The sequence below is a fragment of the Klebsiella sp. RCJ4 genome (assembly GCF_009025755.1).
GTDB classification, from domain to species: Bacteria; Pseudomonadota; Gammaproteobacteria; order Enterobacterales; family Enterobacteriaceae; genus Klebsiella; species Klebsiella michiganensis.
This window is the reverse complement of sequence record NZ_WCIN01000033.1, coordinates 68361-86182: the sequence shown is the minus strand read 5'-3', so window position 1 is coordinate 86182 and position 17822 is coordinate 68361. Positions and strand designations below refer to the sequence as shown.

Here is a 17822-nt window from a genome sequence, read left to right as displayed (position 1 = left end):
ATTCATTTTTTTTAGAGGCAAAATTTCTATACATTTGTGATCGAGATCACCTGGTCAATTTATTGTTGATTTAATGTTAACGCTTTTGCGTGCAAACCTGCTGATTCAAATACCCTTAAGTTAAATACCAACACAATAACCCATCAATTTTTAGGATTACGGGCTATATCACTGGATGCAAGCGCATACAGCCGAACATATCGCCATTATGCGAAAAACTTCGGATTCCAGCAGATAAAAACTCTCCCTTTGGCTAAACCTTGAAATTTAACTCTGAATAACATTTGAGTAGGCGGTGTATTATGCCGCATGGAATATGTGTAACAGATTATTGCAAAGCTATTGCCTGAAGGGGCAGGATAGTGAACATTACCTGCCGTTTTCCCTCCAGAATAACTATAAAGGCGGCGGTCTGAGAAGATTGCGCCCCGAACACCCCCCGTTAATATGGGATGTAAAAAAAGAGGTATTTGTGTCGACTGCAAACAATAAACCAACAGAAAGCGTAAGTTTAAACGCTTTCAAACAACCACGTTCGTTCTATCTCATCTTCTCTATTGAGCTGTGGGAACGTTTTGGTTTCTACGGCCTGCAAGGGATCATGGCCGTTTACCTGGTTAAACAGCTGGGTATGTCAGAAGCGGACTCTATTACTCTGTTCTCCTCCTTTAGCGCGCTGGTCTACGGTCTGGTGGCGATTGGCGGCTGGCTGGGCGACAAGGTGCTTGGCACTAAGCGCGTCATCATGCTCGGCGCAATCGTTCTGGCTATCGGCTACGGCCTGGTAGCGTGGTCCGGGCACGATGCGAGCATCGTGTATATGGGTATGGCGACGATTGCCGTCGGTAACGGCCTGTTTAAGGCTAACCCCTCTTCCCTGCTCTCAACCTGCTATGAAAAGAACGACCCGCGTCTGGACGGTGCATTTACCATGTACTATATGTCCGTCAACATCGGTTCCTTCTTCTCTATGCTGGCCACGCCGTGGCTGGCGGCGAAGTTTGGCTGGAGCGTCGCTTTCGCCCTGAGCTTTGTCGGCCTGGTTATCACCATCGTCAATTTCGCTTTCTGCCAGCGCTGGGTTAAACAGTACGGCTCGAAGCCTGACTTCGCCCCGCTGCAGGTAGGTAAGCTGCTGGCGACTATCGTTGGCGTGGTGGTTCTCATCGCGATTGCAACCTGGCTGCTGCACAACCAGGGTATTGCACGTATGGCGCTGGGCGTGGTTGCGCTGGGCATCATCGTTATTTTCGCTAAAGAAGCTTTCGCGATGCAGGGCGCGGCCCGTCGTAAAATGATCGTCGCTTTCATCCTGATGCTGCAGGCGATTATCTTCTTCGTTCTGTATAGCCAGATGCCAACCTCCCTCAACTTCTTTGCGATTCGCAACGTTGAACACTCTCTGCTGGGCATCGCTTTCGAGCCTGAGCAGTACCAGGCGCTGAACCCTTTCTGGATCATTATCGGTAGCCCGATTCTGGCCGCCATTTATAACAAGATGGGCGATACCCTGCCGATGCCGATGAAGTTTGCTATTGGTATGGTCCTGTGCTCCGGCGCCTTCCTTGTCCTGCCGCTGGGCGCTAAGTTCGCCAGCGACGCGGGCATCGTAAACGTCAGCTGGCTGGTGATCAGCTACGGCCTGCAGAGTATCGGTGAACTGATGATTTCCGGTCTGGGTCTGGCGATGGTGGCACAGCTGGTTCCGCAGCGCCTGATGGGCTTCATTATGGGTAGCTGGTTCCTGACTACTGCTGGCGCCAACCTGATCGGCGGCTACGTGGCGAACATGATGGCGGTGCCGGATAACGTGACTGACCCGCTGATGTCGCTGGAAGTTTACGGTCGCGTGTTCCTGCATATCGGTGTCGCCACCGGCATTATCGCCATCCTGATGCTCATGACGGCGCCGAAGCTGAACCGTATGACCCAGGACGACGATAAAACGGCAAAAGCCAGCGATACCGCTACGGCTTAAGCTCCCCGGGAAAACCCATAAATTTAAACCGCTAACGCGCTGTTAGCGGTTTTTTTTTACCCCTGGGCGGACTAACATACAGGAAACCGCAGCCACGAGGAGTTACCGATGAAACTGTTCTACAAATCCGGCGCTTGTTCTCTTGCTTCGCATATCGCGCTACGCGAAAGCGGGCTGGACTTCACCCTGCAGAGCGTTGACGTGATGAAGAAACGTCTCGAAAACGGGGATGATTATCTGCAGATCAACCCGAAGGGTCAGGTACCGGCGCTGCTGCTGGACGATGATGTGCTGCTGACGGAAGGCGTGGCCATTATGCAATATATCGCCGATCGCGTGCCGGACCGCCAGCTGCTGGCGCCGGTGGGAAGCATCGCCCGCTATCAGACGCTGGAGTGGCTAAACTACGTTGCGACGGAGCTGCATAAAGGTTTTACCCCGCTGTTTCGCCCGGATACGCCGGAGGATTACAAACCTGTCGCTCGCGCGCTGCTGGACAAAAAAATGCAGTACGTGAACGAATGCCTGGAAGATAAAGAGTGGATTAACGGGCACCGTTTCACTATCGCCGATGGCTACCTGTTCACCGTACTGCGCTGGGCGTACGCCGTGAAGCTGGATATGGAAGGCTATAGCAATATTGCAGCCTGGATGAAGCGCGTTGCCGCCCGGCCTGCGGTTGCCGCCGCCCTTGAGGCTGAAGGGCTGAAGTGAAGCCGATGCTTGCCCGATGCAGGTCGGGCAAGTTGTTCTCACACCTCTTAAAGCTGCGTAGCGCTGAAGTAGTGCTCCGGCTGCGCGATGCGATCCTGAGCCGCCACAACCTGTAGTTCATACTCCTGCATATTTTTTGTCGCAAGCATGATTTCATACACCGCAGCGGTCACGTGCTCCAGCGCATCGCGCAGTCCCGCGCCCTGCAGCAGCTTAACCAGCAGCAGCCCGCTGGTGACATCGCCGACGCCCACCGGCTGGCGCATGCCAAAATCCACCAGCGGACGGCTGATATGCCAGGCTTCCTGCGCGGTGACCAGCAGCATTTCAAAACGATCCATACTCAGCCCGGCCCGCGAAAGATGCTTCACCAGCACCACTTCCGGCCCCTGTGCAATCAGCTCGCGCGCGGCCAGCACCGCTTCGTTAACGTTCGCCACCGGATGCCCGCAGAGGATCTCCAGCTCAACCAGGTTTGGCGCAATAATATCGCTCGCCGGCAGCGCATAGCGTACATGAAACTCCGCGACGCCGGGCGCTACGATACAGCCCTTTTCAGGGTGCCCCATGACCGGATCGCAGAAATATTTCGCGGCCGGATTGGCGCTTTTCACCTGACGCACGATGCCAAGAATATGTTCGCCCTGTTCCGCCGATCCCAGGTATCCGCTTAATACCGCGTCACAGCGCTGAAGCTGGTTAATATCGGCAATCCCCTGAACAATTTCCGTCAGATGCGCTGGCGGCATCACGCAGCCGGTCCACTTTCCGTATTGGGTATGGTTGGAGAATTGTACGGTATTAAGCGGCCAGACGTTGGCGCCAAGGCGGCGCATCGGAAATTCAGCGGCGCTGTTGCCCGCATGGCCAAACACAACGTGGGACTGGATGGCGAGGATATTCTTCATCTTGATTACCTGAGAGCAAAAAATAAGGGGCGCGGTTTCCCACGCCCCTGCCTTTACGCAATTACTTCCAGCAGACCAGACAGTAATTTTTCTTACCGCGACGCAGTAAGGTGTAGCGACCAAAGAGACGGTCGGCATCAACAAATACGTATTCCGGGTCGGACTGTTTTTCGCCGTTGATGGTCACCGCATTGGATGCGATGGTTTTACGCGCCTGACCGCGGGACGGCTGCAGTTCAGAATCCACCAGCGCCTGCATCAGATCGGCGCCTTTATCCATTTCGATCATCGGCACGCCATCCTGCGCCAGCTGTTCGAAATCGGCTTCGCTCAAATCGCTCAGGTTACCGTTGAACAGGCTCTCGGTAATGCGTTTTGCCGCCACCAGACCTTCTTCACCGTGCACCAGGCGGGTCACCTGTTCGGCCAGCACATACTGGGCGCGCGGTGCTTTACCGCTGTTTTTGTCTTCTTCTTCCAGGGCATTGATTTCAGCCATGTCCATAAAAGTGAAGAACTTCAGGAAGCGATAAACGTCGGCATCCGCAGTGTTGATCCAGAACTGGTAGAACTTGTACGGACTGGTTTTCTTCGGATCCAGCCACACTGCGCCGCCTTCGGTTTTACCGAATTTCGTGCCGTCCGCCTTGGTGATCAGCGGAACGGTCAGGCCAAAGACCTGGTTCTGGTGCAGACGACGGGTCAGGTCGATACCGGAGGTAATGTTGCCCCACTGGTCAGAACCGCCGATTTGCAGCGCCACGCCGTGCAGCTTGTTCAGGCAGGCAAAGTCGTAACCCTGCAGCAGGTTGTAGGAGAACTCGGTAAAAGAGATGCCCTGGTCGTCGCGGTTCAGACGCTGCTTCACCGCTTCTTTGTTGATCATCTGGTTTACCGAGAAGTGCTTGCCGATATCACGCAGGAATGTCAGCACGTTCATGCTGCCAAACCAGTCGTAGTTGTTGGCGGCAATGGCAGAATTTTCACCGCAATCAAAGTCGAGGAAAGGCGCGACCTGTTTGCGAATTTTATCTACCCACTCCTGCACGGTATCTTCAGTGTTCAGTTTACGCTCCGCGGCTTTAAAGCTCGGGTCGCCAATCAGACCGGTCGCGCCGCCCACCAGGGCAACCGGTTTATGGCCGGCCATCTGGAAGCGTTTCAGGCATAACAATGGAACAAGATGCCCCAAATGCAAGCTGTCAGCGGTGGGATCGAAGCCGCAATAGAGCGCGATCGGGCCTTGCGCCAGTCGCTCTGCTAACGCTTCTTCGTCCGTCACCTGGGCTATCAGCCCCCGCTCCTGCAATTGTTTAATCAAGTTACTGCTTGCCATCAAATTCTCCATCTATAAAACGACTGCACCTCTGCCGGTACACGACTTTTCGCCAGACGCGAAAAAAATATCTACGCAAAATTATTCAAGCTGCGTCGCCGCGGCAAGCATGTGAAAGCCCGGGGAACTTACTCAGGTAAGCGACAGAGCCAGGCAGGCGCAGCTAACAAAGATGCAGCTTGAAAAATGAAGCGTATAGAATAAAGCGCCGGGCCACGATGCACCAGCGCTTAACACAACATTTTTGCGTCCTTTATGGCGCCAGTCGGTCGATTTGCCAGCCGCCGTTTTGCCGCTGGTAGAGAAAACGATCGTGCAGACGATGCTCGCCGCCCTGCCAGAACTCCATCTGTTCGATACTGACGCGGAATCCGCCCCAGAAGCTCGGCAGCGGCACTTCGCCCTGCTGGAATTTTTGCTTAAGCTCCAGGAACTTACTCTCAAGGATGCCGCGCGCCGAGATACGGGTGGACTGCTGCGACACCCATGCGCCAATCTGACTATCGCGCGGACGGCTATGGAAATATTTCACCACTTCCAGCGTTGAAAGACGTTCCGCTTTACCGATAACCATCACCTGACGCTCCAGCATATGCCATGGGAAAAGCAGGCTGATGCGGGGATTTTTTTCAATCTGATGGGCTTTGCGGCTGCCGAGGTTGGTATAGAACACCAGGCCTTTCTCATCGTAGTGCTTGAGCAACACGATGCGCTGGTAAGGCTGCGAGTTTTCATCGACGGTCGCGACAACCATCGCCGTTGGGTCAGCGAGCTTTGCGTCACAGGCCTGACGCAGCCAGCGCTCAAAGAGTGCCAGAGGTTCGGCGGGAAGATCGTGGCGGCGCAGGCCACCACGGGTATACTCACGGCGCAGGTGCGCGATTTGCTGCAATTCGTCGTTATCAGACATGGCAATTGAGAAAATAATCAAAGGGTAGCGTTATTGTGCGCCCCCATGGCTGAAATCTCAACGTTTGGCGGTTTGCAGCTGACAGTTTTCCAGCACGATACGGTCCCGTTTATAGACGGTGGCGCTATCGCCCTTCGACCAGAAGACGTAAACGCCATCGGTATAGCGCGCGCCAGAGGCGGAGAGCCCCTGCTGTAAATTGAGCTGCTGATTATCGTAAATAAAGCTGACCTGCTGGCGAGTATGATTGAGATGGACGGTCAACGGTTTCTGGTCACACTGATACTCGAGGGTGTCCGTATTCATCCGCTCGACAAACTGGTTGTAGTAGCTACAGCCCGCCAGCATAAAAGGTACAGCAAGAATAAGAATTTTTTTCATCAATTTGCCTTCGACTTTCCCGGTCCGGGAAGGCATAACGCCCTCCCTCAACGCTGTCCAGTTTACGAAGAAACCGGCGCGGGTGATTTCAGTTAACTCTGATTTTGCGGCGGATTGGCCGGAAAAATCGCGCCAAGCACGGAAGCTTGCGACGCGCCGGTCACGGAAGGGAGATTGCCGGGTAGTCCAGCAAGCGTCCGCCACGCCAGCCATGCGAAAGCCAGCGCCTCCATATCATCACCGCTGATCCCCGCCTCATCGGTCGTCGATACCTCGGTTCCCGGCAGCAGCGCCGCCAGACGGGCCATCAGAAGCGGATTGCGCGCCCCGCCGCCGCATACCAGCAGGCGTTCACATCCCCCGCTGAGCAGCACCTGTTCACTGATGCTGACGGCGGTCAGCTCCGCAAGGGTCGCCTGAACGTCCTGGGCGCGAAGCCCCGGATAACGCGCCAGATGCTGCGACAGCCAGCCGTAGTTAAAGTATTCACGACCGGTGCTCTTTGGCGCCGGCAGCGCAAACCACGGATCGCTTAGCATATCCTGCAGCAACGGCAGCACAATTTTACCCTCGCTGGCCCACTGCGCGTCTTTATCGAAGGGTTTACCACACTGACGCCAGACCCACGCATCCATCAGCATGTTGCCCGGGCCAGTGTCGTAGCCGCGCACCGGCAGACCTGGCGCCAGCAAAGAGAGGTTGGCGATCCCGCCAATATTGAGAACCATTCGACGCTCAACCGGGTGCGCCAGCAGCGCGTGGTGGAACGCCGGGACCAGCGGCGCGCCCTGCCCGCCGAGCGCCATATCGCGACGGCGAAAATCCCCGACCACCGTCACGCCGGTATGCGCGGCAATCTGGTTATTGTCGCCAATCTGCAAAGTATGCGGCGCATCGCCTGCTGGCTCATGCCAGACCGTTTGGCCATGGCAGCCGATAGCGATGATGTCCGCCGCCTTGAGCTTTTCCTGAGCCATCAATGCCAGAACCGCATCGGCAAATAACCGTCCCAGGCGCGTATCGAGACGCCCCAGCTGCGAAAGAGTCAGCTGCTGCCCCTGGCAGATGGCCAGGATATCTTCTTTAATCGCGATGGGGATGGGATAGGTCAGGCTGGCCTGCTGGGCAACCAGATTTTCATTAATTGCTGCGAGAACAACATCAACACCATCAAGGCTGGTGCCGGACATAACGCCGATAAAGCGGCCTGATTTCATACGCTTTCCTTCATTCCATGACTCTCGTATATCCCCACACTCCATCATAAACGAGGGGGCAAAGCTACGCTGCTATAATACTTTTTAACAATACAAGCAGCGCTGCCGATTCTTAGGGTAAAGAACTTGTGTTTAGTTTAGGTTGAGACGACTCTGATTATTATTTTTTGTATAGTCGTTGCATCTGCTATGCCAGCAGACGCTTAAATGCCATATAATTGGCTACAAGGAAGTTCAACAGAACGCTTCTTGGTGAACAGGAGATTCATAAATGATTTTACGTGTTTTGGCTGTCTCGATGATTGGTTTTACGCTTGCAGGCTGCGTCAGCAGCAGCGGCCTGTCCGGCGATGTTTACTCCGCATCTGAAGCCAAACAGGTCCAGAGCGTGACCTACGGCACCATTGTGCATACCCGCGCGGTGCAGATTCAGGGCGGAGATGACAGCAACGCCATCGGCGCCATCGGCGGCGCGGTGCTCGGCGGCTTCCTCGGTAACACCATTGGCGGCGGCACGGGTCGCTCCCTGGCAACGGCGGCAGGCGCTGTCGCCGGCGGCGTAGCCGGTCAGGGCGTACAGGGCGCGATGAATAAAACTCAGGGCGTTGAGCTGGAAATCCGCAAAGATGACGGTAACACCATCATGGTAGTGCAAAAGCAAGGCAGCACGCCGTTCTCCGTCGGCCAGCGCGTAGCCATTGCCGGCAGCGGCAGCCAGGTGACGGTCTCCCCGCGCTAAATCTTCTCTCTGCGGCCCGGACGGGCCGCTTATTGATATAAAATACGTATTATTTCCTCAGTATAAATAAATAATTCATATATATTTATATTTTTCTTTTATACATGCACTAATTTGCGCCCGCGCAATATTCCGCCCGCCACCATCAAGTATTCTCCAGCCAGTATTATTTAAAACATTGCGGCAATTCTGTCGTTTTACCTTCGCATTTTTCAGGGATGTTGACTATGCGCGTTAATATAAAAAGCTTACCCTGCCGGATATTTATTTACGCTATCGCGTGCAGTCTTTCTATTGCTGTGGTTAATTTTATTACCACCTCATTAATTCATCGTATCTCTACAACATCATCCATGCTTTTCCCTGTGCTAACTATTTCACTGATGGGTTTTCATATTATGATTGCCTGCTTTATGGGCATGAAATATCTGTGTGATAAAAAACAGCTGTACCTGGCCCCGATAGCCTTCGCGTTTACCTGCTCGGCCCTGCTGATGCTGGGAACGATAGGCAGCTATCCCGACTGGCTGGTCTGTGCTCAGGGGCGCGAGATCAATCAAAATGACGCGCTGATTTTTTATTTTTTCCGCAACGTGATGATGGCTGTTTTATTTATAACCTCAATTATTTTATATCGCATCCGACATATTACCGGCCACTCAAGAAAAATTCACGGTGCGGTGCTCAGTAGTTGTTTTATTTTTATCAGCGCAACGCTCATATTATCGTGGGTTCATTCAAGCAACTCGCCGTTGCTAAGCATTGAATTCATTGACAATCTAACCTATACCTTTACGCCACTATGGCATAATCGCATTGGCTGGCTATTAATTATCATATGGTCATTAACGCTGATTTTAATGATCGGCCTGACTCGGCTGCGTAATATATTCTGGTACAGCGGCGCCTTTTTTTGTACCGCCTATATCTTTACGCTGCTGGTGCTGCTCTCCACGGTTAGCGGTAACGCTCACTCCTGGAATCAGGCGCGGCTTTTTGAAACGCTTAGCACCCTGTTTCTGATTTTAATTCTGCTTGGTGACGTTTTTATACTCTATCGTGAATCAAACGAAAGATACGTCCGCTCTTACCAGAACTCGATTCGCGATCCCCTGACCCGGCTGTATAACCGCAGCTATTTCTATGACACCCTGACTCAGCGATTGTCGAAGGCTTCCGCTTCACAGCCGCTGTCGGTCATCGTCTGCGACCTCGATCGCTTTAAGCGCATCAACGACACCTACGGTCACGTGCAGGGAGATAAGGTGATTCAGTTTGCTGCCAGCGTGTTGCAGAACAACGTGCGCCAGGACGACGCTGCCGCGCGTATCGGCGGGGAAGAGTTTGCCCTGCTGCTGGTGAATATCGGCGCCAACGAAGCGCTGGCAATCGCCGAACGTATCCGCCTGTCGGTCAGCGAGAAGCAGGAGGGATTACCGGAGAGAATGACCATCAGTATGGGCGTGTTCACCACGCAGGATGCGCACGTTTCGGCAGAAGAGTGCGTTAAGCGCGCGGATACCGCGATGTATGAAGCGAAAAACAGCGGGCGTAACCGCGTAGTGGTCTGGCATGAATGAATAAAAAAGAGGCCTTGAGAGTCCTCAAGGCCTCGCTAAGGTCAATCTTTTGCCTGGAGATCGAGAATATTGTGTTCAAGTTTACGAATCAAATTAAGCAGCGTTTCCACCTCTTCCTTAGATACGCCGGCCAGAATCTCATCACGCGTTTTGCCGATAACCTCTTCCATTTCGTTGATCAGAGGCTCGGCTTTTTCGGTAAGCTTGATACGTTTTGCCCGCCGATCGTTAGCACAGGTCTGGCGAGAAATAAGCCCTTTCTCCTCCAGCTGGTCGAGCGTGCGAACCAGCGACGGCTGCTCAATACCAATGGCTTTCGCCAGCTGAATCTGCGACTGTTCAGGCGGCAGCTGGTGAATGTTATGCAGCGTGACCCAGTGCGTCTGCGTTAACTCCAGAGGTTTCAGGCGATGGTCGATTAGCGCGCGCCAGACGCGCACCAAACGTGCCAGATCAGAACCAAGTGGCGATTCCAATTTCATCTCCTTATAATTAGCTTGCTAAGTTATTATACTGATTTTAGAATAGTGTGCAGCATTTAAATTACCAAAACAAATGAATTACCCGATTCACTAAAATCAGAACAATGATTTACAATGTGAATAATCGCATAACCTGAACATTCTTCCTGCAACGGCAAAGGATTTTTGCTTGTGAAACTGAGTCTTAACACTGCCGGATTGTCGCTCCAGGACCTGGTGTTCGGCGCTGCTGTCTATTTCCCTCCCGTGTTTAAAGCCGTTTTGCTGGGCTTTTTTATCTGGTTGATTATCCACCGCCAGCTGCGGGACTGGATGTATGCAGGCGAGATTTGGCATCCCCTGCTAATGGACCTCTCCTTCTTTGCGCTCTCCGTCTGTCTGGCGCTGGTTTTACTGACTATCTGGTAATGTTCATTACATGAAGAAACTAAAATACTTATCCACGCTGCTGGTCGCCGCGCTGGCTATTATTGCCGCCTGGCTGGTCTGGAATTACTACACGCAATCACCGTGGACCCGCGACGGCAAGGTCCGCGCCGAGCAGGTTGGCGTCACACCCCAGGTTTCCGGCAGCATCCTGCAGCTCAACGTGCGCGACAACCAGCTGGTTAAAGCGGGAGACGTGCTGTTCAGAATCGATGACACGCCTTATAAAATCGCCCTGCTCAACGCCCGGGCGCAGCTTGCTAAAGCCAAAGCGGAAGTCGCCCGCGCGCAGGCAGAACAGAAAAAAGCCGCCAGCGATGCCAGCCGTCGGCGTCATCTATCACAGAACTTTATCTCGGCAGAAGATTTAGAAAACGCCAATACCGCGCTGAATACCGCCACGACCAACCTCGAAGCCGCTAAGGCCGTGGTTGGCGTGGCGCAGGCCACCCTCGATCACGCCCAATGGCAGCTCACGCAGACGGAAATAAAAGCGCCGGTCGACGGTTGGGTCACCAATCTCTCAACCCGGGTTGGCGACTACGCCGCCGTTGGCCACCCGGTTTTCGCCCTCGTGGATAGCCGCTCCTTCTACGTGGTGGGTTATTTTGAAGAAACGAAACTGCGCAATATCCGTCCCGGCGACAGCGCGCAGATCATTCTTTATAGCAGCAAGCAGAAGTTACAGGGTCACGTAAGCAGCATCGGACGCGCCATCGTCGACCAGAGCGTGGAGAGCGGCGGCGATCTGGTGGCGAACATTAAACCGAATATTCCGTGGGTCCGACTTGCCCAGCGCGTACCGGTGCGTATTGAGTTTGATCATTTGCCGCCGGATACCATCCTGGTCTCCGGTACCACCTGCACCGTAGCCATCGGCGCGCAATAATGAAGCTGCAGGCTCTGACGTGGCGCTCGCTCCCGTGGATTAAGGCCAGCCGTCCGCAGTGGCGCTATGCCTTGCGTAACGGGATTGCCATGTGCCTGGCGCTGAGCGTCGCCTACTGGCTGAATCTTGACGAACCCTACTGGGCGATGACCTCCGCCGCGGTGGTCAGCTTTCCCACCGTCGGCGGGGTGATCAGCAAAAGCTTCGGGCGTATTGCCGGCAGCCTGCTCGGCGCCTGCGCGGCGCTGCTGCTGGCCGGGCATACCCTCAACGATCCGTGGCTGTTTTTGTTCAGCATTTCGGCGTGGATAGCCCTCTGCACGTGGGCCTGCGCGATGTTTACCAATAACGTCGCCTACGCTTTCCAGCTTGCGGGCTACACCTGCGCGATTATCGCCTTCCCGGTTATCAATATCACCGACGCGAACGAACTGTGGACCATCGCCCAGTCGCGCGTCTGCGAAGTCATCGTCGGTATTTTGTGCGGCGGGCTGATGATGATGATCTTACCGAGCACCTCCGATGGCGCTACGCTGCTGACGGCGCTGAAAAACATGCATGCGCGCCTGCTGGAACACGCCAGCCTGCTGTGGGTGCCGGAAACGACCGATGCCATTCGCACCGCGCACGAGAGCGTGATCGGGCAAATCCTGACCATGAATCTGCTGCGCATTCAGGCATTCTGGAGCCACTATCGCTTTCGTCGGCAAAACCCGCTGCTGAACTACCTGCTGCATCAACAGCTGCGAATGACCAGCGTGATTTCGAGCCTGCGGCGAATGCTGCTCAACTGGCCCACCGCTCCTGCCCGCACCCGCGAGATACTGGAGTCGTTGCTCAACGCATTATCTCATGCCAACGCCGACGCCCTGAGCGTTGCCCGCATCATCGCTCCGCTGGCGCCCCCCGCGGACGCTGACTACCGGCATATCGCCTTCTGGAAGCGTCTGCGCTACTTCTGTCGTCTCTATCTGGAGAGCAGCCGCTGGCTAAGGCGCATCGAAAACGCCAGCGCGATAACCGAATTTAACGTACCTTCCGCGCCAGCGCTGGCTCGCCATACCGATCAGGCCGAAGCCTTATGGAACGGCGTACGCACCTTTTGCGCGCTGGTGATGGTCGGCGCCTGGGGAATTAGCACCCAATGGCAGGCCTGCGCCGCAGCCCTGACCCTGGCGGCGATCTGCTGCGTGCTCTATTCGGTCTCTCCTTCGCCGTTTAAGTCACTAACGCTGCTGATGCGTACCCTGATCCTGCTTTCACTCTTTAGCTTTGTGGTGAAGTTTGGCCTGATGGTGCAGATAACCGATTTATGGCAGTTCTTGCTGTTTCTGTTTCCCCTGCTGACCACCATGCAGCTGCTGAAACTCCAGATGCCTAAGCTCGCCGGACTGTGGGGGCAGCTGATTGTATTTATGGGGTCGTTTATTTCGGTGACCAACCCGCCGGTCTACGACTACGCGTCGTTTCTTAACGATAATCTGGGCAAAATCATCGGCGTCGGCCTTGCCTGGCTGGCGTTCGCCATCATCAGCCCGGGTTCAGACGCGCGTAAAAGCCGCCGTCATATCCGTGCGTTACGGCGTCACTTTGTCGACCAGCTAAGCCGCCGCCCGCAGCATAGCGAGCATGAATTTGAATCGCTGGTTTATCACCACATCAGCCAGCTCAGCAATAGCCAGGATGCGCTGGCGCGCCGCTGGCTGCTGCGCTGGGGCGTGGTTTTGCTCAACTGTTCCCACGTGGTGTGGCAGCTTCGCGAGTGGGAAACCCGTTCCGACCCGCTATCGCAGGTGCGCGATTTATGCATCAGCCTGCTGCGGGATGTGATGAGCGAGCGCGGGGTACAGCAGCGGCCACTCGCCTCGACGCTGCAGGAGCTGCAGCGCATCTGCGACGCGCTTAATCACCACCACCAGCCGGCAGCCAAAGAGCTGGCGGCGGTTATCTGGCGACTGTGGTGCGCGCTGTCGCAGCTGGAACAGGCGCCCATTGCCGGCACCTTAACGGAAAGAACTACTTAATCACGCCGCAGGCGAACCGCTCGCCGCCGCCGCCAAGGGGCTGCGGGCTATCGGACATATTGTCGCCCCCCACGTGAATCATCAGCGCCTTCCCTTTAACCTCATCCAGCGTTTTTAAGCGCGGCGCGACCACCGGCTGGGTTGCTTTACCGTCGTTATTGACCACCAGGAACGGCAGATCGCCGAGGTGACCGGCGCCGTCGGGACCTTCATGCTTACCGGTTTTTTGCGGATCGTAGTGCCCGCCTGCCGCGCCAGCGGCGACGGCTTTACCCTCTTTAATCGCGGGCTGGCAGCTGCCGTTGGCATGGATATGGAAGCCGTGCTCGCCGGGAGGTAGCGCCTTCAGGTCTGGCGTAAATTCCAGGCCTTTCGCGGTTTCGCTGATTTTAACGCTACCGATAGCCTGACCGACGCTCTGGCTGGTGACAAGATTGATATCGACGCTTTCACTGGCCGCCTGCGCGCCTGCGCACGCGGCCAGGGTAAGTATGGCGAGAATACATCGTTGCATAACACCTCCTTAATGGCTCTGTCGCTACTAAGTGTAGGCCATTGCGGAGGTGATGGGGTTTACGGAACGTCGTAACCTAACGCCGCTTTGCGGATACGGAACCACTGCTGGCGGGACATCTTCAGCTTTTCGGCCGCCACCGCGGAACGCACGCGCTCTATTTTCCCTGAGCCAATAATCGGCAACGGCTGCGACGGCAGGCGCAGGATCCAGGCATACACCACCTGCTCAATGCTCTCCGCATTCAGCTCCTGAGCAACGCGCGCCAGCTCATCGCGCAGCGGCAGGAAGCTGTCGTCGTTAAACAAACGACCGCCGCCGAGGCAGGACCATGCCATCGGGCGAATACGCAGCTGCTGAAGCTGATCCAGCGTACCGTCAAGCAGCAGCGGCTGATGAACCGGAGAAATTTCCACCTGGTTGGTCGCCAGGGTAAACGGCAGGCGCGACTGCAGCAGGGTAAACTGGGCGGGGGTAAAATTCGATACGCCGAAGTGACGAACCTTGCCGCTATGGTGAAGGGCCAGGAAGGCTTCCGCCACTTCATCCGCATCCATCAGCGGGTCCGGACGATGAATCAACAGCAGGTCAATATGGTCGGTGGCAAGGTTACGCAGCGACTGCTCCGCGCTGAGAACAATATGGTCGCGGTCGGTAATATAGTGACCGATGGTGTTTTCCGCCCGCGCTTTCGTGGCAATCCCGCACTTGGTGACAATTTCCATCCTGCTGCGCAGATGCGGCGCCAGCTTTAGCGCTTCGCCAAACGCCGCCTCGCAGCGATAGTCACCGTAAATATCGGCATGATCGATGGTGGTAATGCCCAGATCCAGGTGTTGCTCAACAAAGCCCACCAGCGCCTGAGCGGACATATTCCAGTCCATCAGACGCCAGTAGCCCATCACAAAACGAGAGAATTCCGGCCCCTGCGGAGCCATAGCAATACGCTGAACCATAACAGCTTCCTCAATAAAAAAGTGCCCTGAGTATACGCAATTTTAGGCTTAAAACAGTGAGGGTTGCTGCGGTTCTTCCGCACTATCCTGCTTAGCTGCGCGTAATTTGCGCAGTAGCCGCTGTCGGCACAGACGCAAAACATCCTGCTTTTGCGCATCGCTCATTTTCTGCCAGTTGAAACGCTCGTCGCGGCTACGCATACACCCCCGACAGTAGCCGCGCTCATCAGACTGACAAATCCCCCGGCACGGACTCTGTACCGGGAAGAATTCCAGTTGTTCAGCCACTTCGCCTCTCCTGCCGCTCATCTCTTTCTTTATTGAAGACGTTTCATCCGCCGTACGCAAATTTTGTTCATCAGCCTCTTCGCCAGGCGGCATTTTTAATTATGACTTGCATTAGACCAATCGGTCTATTACAGTGAGCGCCATGAACAAGCACAGTGAATGTAACACCCGCGAACATATCCTGGCCACCGGCGAGCAGCTCTGCATGCATCGAGGGTTTACCGGTATGGGTCTGAGCGAACTGCTGAAAACAGCGGAGGTGCCGAAAGGCTCTTTCTATCACTACTTTCGCTCTAAAGAAGCCTTTGGCGTTGCGCTGCTCGACCATCACTACGCCGGATATCTTCAGCGCCTGGTCGATCATTTTGACCACGGCGAGGGGAACTATCGCGATCGCCTCCTGGCCTACTATCAGCATACGCTGACGCAGTTTTGCCAGCAGGGCATCATCAGCGGCTGTCTGACGGTGAAGCTGTCGGCAGAGGTCTGCGATCTGTCGGAAGATATGCGCACCGCGATGGATAAAGGCGCCAGCCAGATCATCGTTCTCCTCGGCGATGCGCTGGAGAAAGGCCGTCAGGAGAGCAGCCTTGCGTTTGACGGCGACGCCTTAACGCTCTCGCAGGTGCTTTACTCCCTGTGGCTGGGGGCGAATCTGCAGGCTAAAATTACGCGTAGCGCAACGCCGCTGGAAAGCGCCCTTGCCCACGCCAAACGTATTATTGCTGCGCCTGCCGTTTAACAGGCGTTTTTATTTATCCCGTTTCAAGACGACCGGTCTACTCAGGAGTCATTATGTCAGAATCAAAGTTGTTTACCCCGTTGAAAGTGGGTGCGGTAACCGTACCGAATCGCGTGTTTATGGCTCCGCTGACGCGTCTGCGCAGCATTGAACCGGGCGATATTCCAACCCCGCTGATGGGCGAATACTACCGCCAGCGCGCCAGCTCCGGCCTGATTATTTCCGAAGCCACCCAGATCTCCGCTCAGGCTAAAGGCTACGCGGGCGCACCGGGCCTGCACAGCCCGGAGCAGATTGCCGCATGGAAAAAAATCACCGCCGGCGTACACGCGGAAAACGGGCGTATTGCCGTTCAGCTGTGGCACACCGGGCGCATTTCCCACAGCAGCATTCAGCCGGGTGGCGCCGCGCCGGTTGCGCCATCGGCCATTAGCGCGGGTACCCGTACCTCGCTGCGTGATGAAAACGGCCACGCTATTCGCGTAGACACCTCGATGCCGCGCGCGCTCGAAACCGCCGAGATCCCGGGGATCGTTGATGATTTCCGCCAGGCGGTAGGCAACGCCCGCGATGCCGGCTTTGACCTTGTCGAACTGCACTCCGCGCACGGCTACCTGCTGCACCAGTTCCTTTCCCCTTCTTCCAACCATCGTACTGACCAGTACGGCGGCAGCGTGGAAAATCGCGCTCGCCTGGTGCTGGAAGTGGTTGATGCGGCGAGTAAAGAGTGGAGCGCCGACCGTATCGGGATTCGCGTCTCGCCTATCGGCAGCTTTCAGAACGTCGATAATGGCCCGAATGAAGAAGCCGACGCGCTCTATCTCATCGAAGCGCTGGCCAAACGCGGTATTGCTTACCTGCATATGTCCGAGCCGGACTGGGCTGGCGGCCAACCGTACAGCGATGAATTCCGTCAGAAAGTCCGCGACCGCTTCCCGGGCGCTATTATCGGCGCTGGCGCCTACACGGTGGAAAAGGCAAACGATCTGATCGGTAAAGGCCTGATCGATGCCGTGGCCTTCGGTCGCGACTATATTGCCAACCCGGATCTGGTCGCGCGCCTGCAGAAGAAGGCCGCGCTGAATCCGCAGCGTCCGGAAAGCTTCTACGGCGGCGGCGCGGAAGGTTATACCGATTACCCTACCCTGTAATCCCTCCATTGATAGCGGCGGGTTATCGCCGCTATACTCAACGCTCTGATGTATCAAAACAAACTGCATAGGGGACATTATGCGCTTACTTCACACCATGCTGCGCGTTGGCGACCTGCAACGTTCTATTGAGTTTTACACCAACGTGCTGGGCATGAAACTGCTGCGCACCAGCGAAAACACTGAGTATAAATATTCGCTGGCATTCGTGGGTTACGGCGAAGAGAGCGATACCGCCGTGATTGAGCTGACCTATAACTGGGGCGTTGATAAGTACGATCTCGGCAGCGCTTATGGCCATATCGCGCTCAGCGTTGAAAACGCGGCCGAAGCCTGCGAGCGTATCCGCCAGAACGGCGGCAACGTGACGCGTGAAGCCGGCCCGGTCAAAGGCGGCACCACCGTCATCGCCTTCGTCGAAGATCCGGATGGCTATAAAATTGAACTGATTGAAGAGAAAGACGCCGGAAAAGGCCTCGGCAACTAATCGGCTGCGGGCACCCGCGGTGCCTGCTGTTTTATCCCCTTCCTGCTGCAAGCTGCGGCAAAATTTGCCATAATGCGCGCTACTTTTTTCCAGCTAAGAG

19 protein-coding genes are annotated in these 17822 nt (G+C 55.4%); 10 read left to right on the top strand and 9 right to left on the bottom strand.

Annotation, left to right across the window (positions count from 1 at the left end; genetic code table 11):
- The first annotated feature begins 472 nt into the window (after nt 1-472).
- Nucleotides 473-1978: a dipeptide/tripeptide permease DtpA gene (gene dtpA, locus F8562_RS11570; RefSeq protein WP_014229591.1), complete on the top strand. Its 1506-nt coding sequence runs from the start codon at nt 473-475 to the stop codon at nt 1976-1978.
- A 108-nt stretch (nt 1979-2086) separates the two neighbouring features.
- A complete protein-coding gene (gene gstA, locus F8562_RS11565; protein WP_014838665.1) occupies nt 2087-2692 on the top strand; it encodes a glutathione transferase GstA in 606 nt (201 codons plus the stop codon).
- Nucleotides 2693-2739: 47 nt separating this feature from the next.
- On the opposite strand, the gene pdxY is transcribed toward gstA, so the two are convergent.
- From pdxY to anmK, 5 genes are all read right to left on the bottom strand, one after another.
- The gene (pdxY, locus tag F8562_RS11560) at nt 2740-3600 is read right to left on the bottom strand and encodes a pyridoxal kinase PdxY (RefSeq protein ID WP_009654806.1); all 861 of its coding nucleotides are present in this window, start codon (nt 3598-3600) and stop codon (nt 2740-2742) included.
- A 61-nt stretch (nt 3601-3661) separates the two neighbouring features.
- Nucleotides 3662-4936 carry a tyrosine--tRNA ligase gene (tyrS, locus tag F8562_RS11555; protein WP_004851444.1) on the bottom strand — a complete coding sequence of 425 codons (1275 nt, stop codon included), beginning with the start codon at nt 4934-4936 and terminating at the stop codon, nt 3662-3664.
- A 253-nt stretch (nt 4937-5189) separates the two neighbouring features.
- Entirely contained in the window at nt 5190-5846 is a 657-nt protein-coding gene (gene pdxH / locus F8562_RS11550) for a pyridoxamine 5'-phosphate oxidase (protein ID WP_042934361.1), read from the bottom strand.
- A gap of 57 nt (nt 5847-5903) precedes the next feature.
- Nucleotides 5904-6227, bottom strand: coding sequence for a C-type lysozyme inhibitor (gene mliC / locus F8562_RS11545; RefSeq protein ID WP_014229593.1), 324 nt, complete (start codon nt 6225-6227; stop codon nt 5904-5906).
- A gap of 92 nt (nt 6228-6319) precedes the next feature.
- Complete coding sequence (anmK, locus tag F8562_RS11540; RefSeq protein WP_014838667.1) at nt 6320-7444, bottom strand: anhydro-N-acetylmuramic acid kinase; 1125 nt, start codon at nt 7442-7444, stop codon at nt 6320-6322.
- 271 nt (nt 7445-7715) lie between these two features.
- Here anmK and slyB point away from each other — a divergent pair, with 271 nt between their 5' ends.
- Nucleotides 7716-8183, top strand: a complete 468-nt coding sequence (gene slyB / locus F8562_RS11535) for an outer membrane lipoprotein SlyB (RefSeq protein ID WP_004851450.1) — start codon at nt 7716-7718, stop codon at nt 8181-8183.
- Nucleotides 8184-8410: 227 nt separating this feature from the next.
- Nucleotides 8411-9763: a GGDEF domain-containing protein gene (locus F8562_RS11530; protein WP_014229595.1), complete on the top strand. Its 1353-nt coding sequence runs from the start codon at nt 8411-8413 to the stop codon at nt 9761-9763.
- 41 nt (nt 9764-9804) lie between these two features.
- Here F8562_RS11530 and slyA read toward each other — a convergent pair whose 3' ends face one another.
- Complete coding sequence (gene slyA, locus F8562_RS11525; RefSeq protein WP_016810099.1) at nt 9805-10245, bottom strand: transcriptional regulator SlyA; 441 nt, start codon at nt 10243-10245, stop codon at nt 9805-9807.
- Nucleotides 10246-10416: 171 nt separating this feature from the next.
- On the opposite strand from slyA, the gene F8562_RS11520 reads away from it, so the two are divergent.
- From F8562_RS11520 to F8562_RS11510, 3 genes are read left to right on the top strand one after another with little or no spacing between them, the layout of a single operon-like run.
- Complete coding sequence (locus tag F8562_RS11520; RefSeq protein ID WP_014838668.1) at nt 10417-10653, top strand: DUF1656 domain-containing protein; 237 nt, start codon at nt 10417-10419, stop codon at nt 10651-10653.
- A gap of 10 nt (nt 10654-10663) precedes the next feature.
- On the top strand, nt 10664-11560 hold the full coding sequence (locus F8562_RS11515) for an HlyD family secretion protein (protein WP_014229597.1): 897 nt from the start codon (nt 10664-10666) through the stop codon (nt 11558-11560).
- Nucleotides 11560-13584 (top strand): FUSC family protein, encoded by a 2025-nt coding sequence (locus F8562_RS11510; protein WP_014838669.1) that lies wholly within the window; start codon nt 11560-11562, stop codon nt 13582-13584. Before F8562_RS11515 ends, F8562_RS11510 begins: the two co-directional genes overlap by 1 nt.
- Here the strand turns inward: F8562_RS11510 and sodC are convergent.
- The 3 genes from sodC to F8562_RS11495 are packed head-to-tail and all read right to left on the bottom strand — an operon-like array spanning nt 13577 to nt 15363.
- On the bottom strand, nt 13577-14098 hold the full coding sequence (gene sodC, locus F8562_RS11505) for a superoxide dismutase [Cu-Zn] SodC (protein ID WP_004119475.1): 522 nt from the start codon (nt 14096-14098) through the stop codon (nt 13577-13579). The two genes, F8562_RS11510 and sodC, sit on opposite strands and share 8 nt — an antisense overlap.
- A 59-nt stretch (nt 14099-14157) precedes the next feature.
- Nucleotides 14158-15054, bottom strand: coding sequence for an aldo/keto reductase (locus F8562_RS11500; protein WP_014838670.1), 897 nt, complete (start codon nt 15052-15054; stop codon nt 14158-14160).
- Between the two features lie 48 nt (nt 15055-15102).
- On the bottom strand, nt 15103-15363 hold the full coding sequence (locus F8562_RS11495) for a DUF1289 domain-containing protein (protein ID WP_162140793.1): 261 nt from the start codon (nt 15361-15363) through the stop codon (nt 15103-15105).
- Between the two features lie 121 nt (nt 15364-15484).
- Between F8562_RS11495 and F8562_RS11490 the strand changes: the two genes are divergently transcribed.
- From F8562_RS11490 to gloA, 3 genes are all read left to right on the top strand, one after another.
- On the top strand, nt 15485-16084 hold the full coding sequence (locus F8562_RS11490; RefSeq protein WP_014838672.1) for a TetR/AcrR family transcriptional regulator: 600 nt from the start codon (nt 15485-15487) through the stop codon (nt 16082-16084).
- A 53-nt stretch (nt 16085-16137) separates the two neighbouring features.
- Entirely contained in the window at nt 16138-17235 is a 1098-nt protein-coding gene (locus tag F8562_RS11485) for an alkene reductase (protein ID WP_004851469.1), read from the top strand.
- Between the two features lie 79 nt (nt 17236-17314).
- Entirely contained in the window at nt 17315-17722 is a 408-nt protein-coding gene (gloA, locus tag F8562_RS11480; protein ID WP_004119471.1) for a lactoylglutathione lyase, read from the top strand.
- Nucleotides 17723-17822 lie beyond the last annotated feature (100 nt).

Coding starts and splice junctions, on each gene's coding strand:
- gstA (WP_014838665.1), top strand. CDS start 2,087: ATGAAACTGTTCTACAAATCCGGCGCTTGTTCTCTTGCTTCGCATATC.
- pdxY (WP_009654806.1), bottom strand. CDS start 3,600: ATGAAGAATATCCTCGCCATCCAGTCCCACGTTGTGTTTGGCCATGCG.
- tyrS (WP_004851444.1), bottom strand. CDS start 4,936: ATGGCAAGCAGTAACTTGATTAAACAATTGCAGGAGCGGGGGCTGATA.
- pdxH (WP_042934361.1), bottom strand. CDS start 5,846: ATGTCTGATAACGACGAATTGCAGCAAATCGCGCACCTGCGCCGTGAG.
- mliC (WP_014229593.1), bottom strand. CDS start 6,227: ATGAAAAAAATTCTTATTCTTGCTGTACCTTTTATGCTGGCGGGCTGT.
- anmK (WP_014838667.1), bottom strand. CDS start 7,444: ATGAAATCAGGCCGCTTTATCGGCGTTATGTCCGGCACCAGCCTTGAT.
- slyB (WP_004851450.1), top strand. CDS start 7,716: ATGATTTTACGTGTTTTGGCTGTCTCGATGATTGGTTTTACGCTTGCA.
- F8562_RS11530 (WP_014229595.1), top strand. CDS start 8,411: ATGCGCGTTAATATAAAAAGCTTACCCTGCCGGATATTTATTTACGCT.
- slyA (WP_016810099.1), bottom strand. CDS start 10,245: ATGAAATTGGAATCGCCACTTGGTTCTGATCTGGCACGTTTGGTGCGC.
- F8562_RS11515 (WP_014229597.1), top strand. CDS start 10,664: ATGAAGAAACTAAAATACTTATCCACGCTGCTGGTCGCCGCGCTGGCT.
- F8562_RS11510 (WP_014838669.1), top strand. CDS start 11,560: ATGAAGCTGCAGGCTCTGACGTGGCGCTCGCTCCCGTGGATTAAGGCC.
- sodC (WP_004119475.1), bottom strand. CDS start 14,098: ATGCAACGATGTATTCTCGCCATACTTACCCTGGCCGCGTGCGCAGGC.
- F8562_RS11500 (WP_014838670.1), bottom strand. CDS start 15,054: ATGGTTCAGCGTATTGCTATGGCTCCGCAGGGGCCGGAATTCTCTCGT.
- F8562_RS11495 (WP_162140793.1), bottom strand. CDS start 15,363: ATGAGCGGCAGGAGAGGCGAAGTGGCTGAACAACTGGAATTCTTCCCG.
- F8562_RS11490 (WP_014838672.1), top strand. CDS start 15,485: ATGAACAAGCACAGTGAATGTAACACCCGCGAACATATCCTGGCCACC.
- F8562_RS11485 (WP_004851469.1), top strand. CDS start 16,138: ATGTCAGAATCAAAGTTGTTTACCCCGTTGAAAGTGGGTGCGGTAACC.
- gloA (WP_004119471.1), top strand. CDS start 17,315: ATGCGCTTACTTCACACCATGCTGCGCGTTGGCGACCTGCAACGTTCT.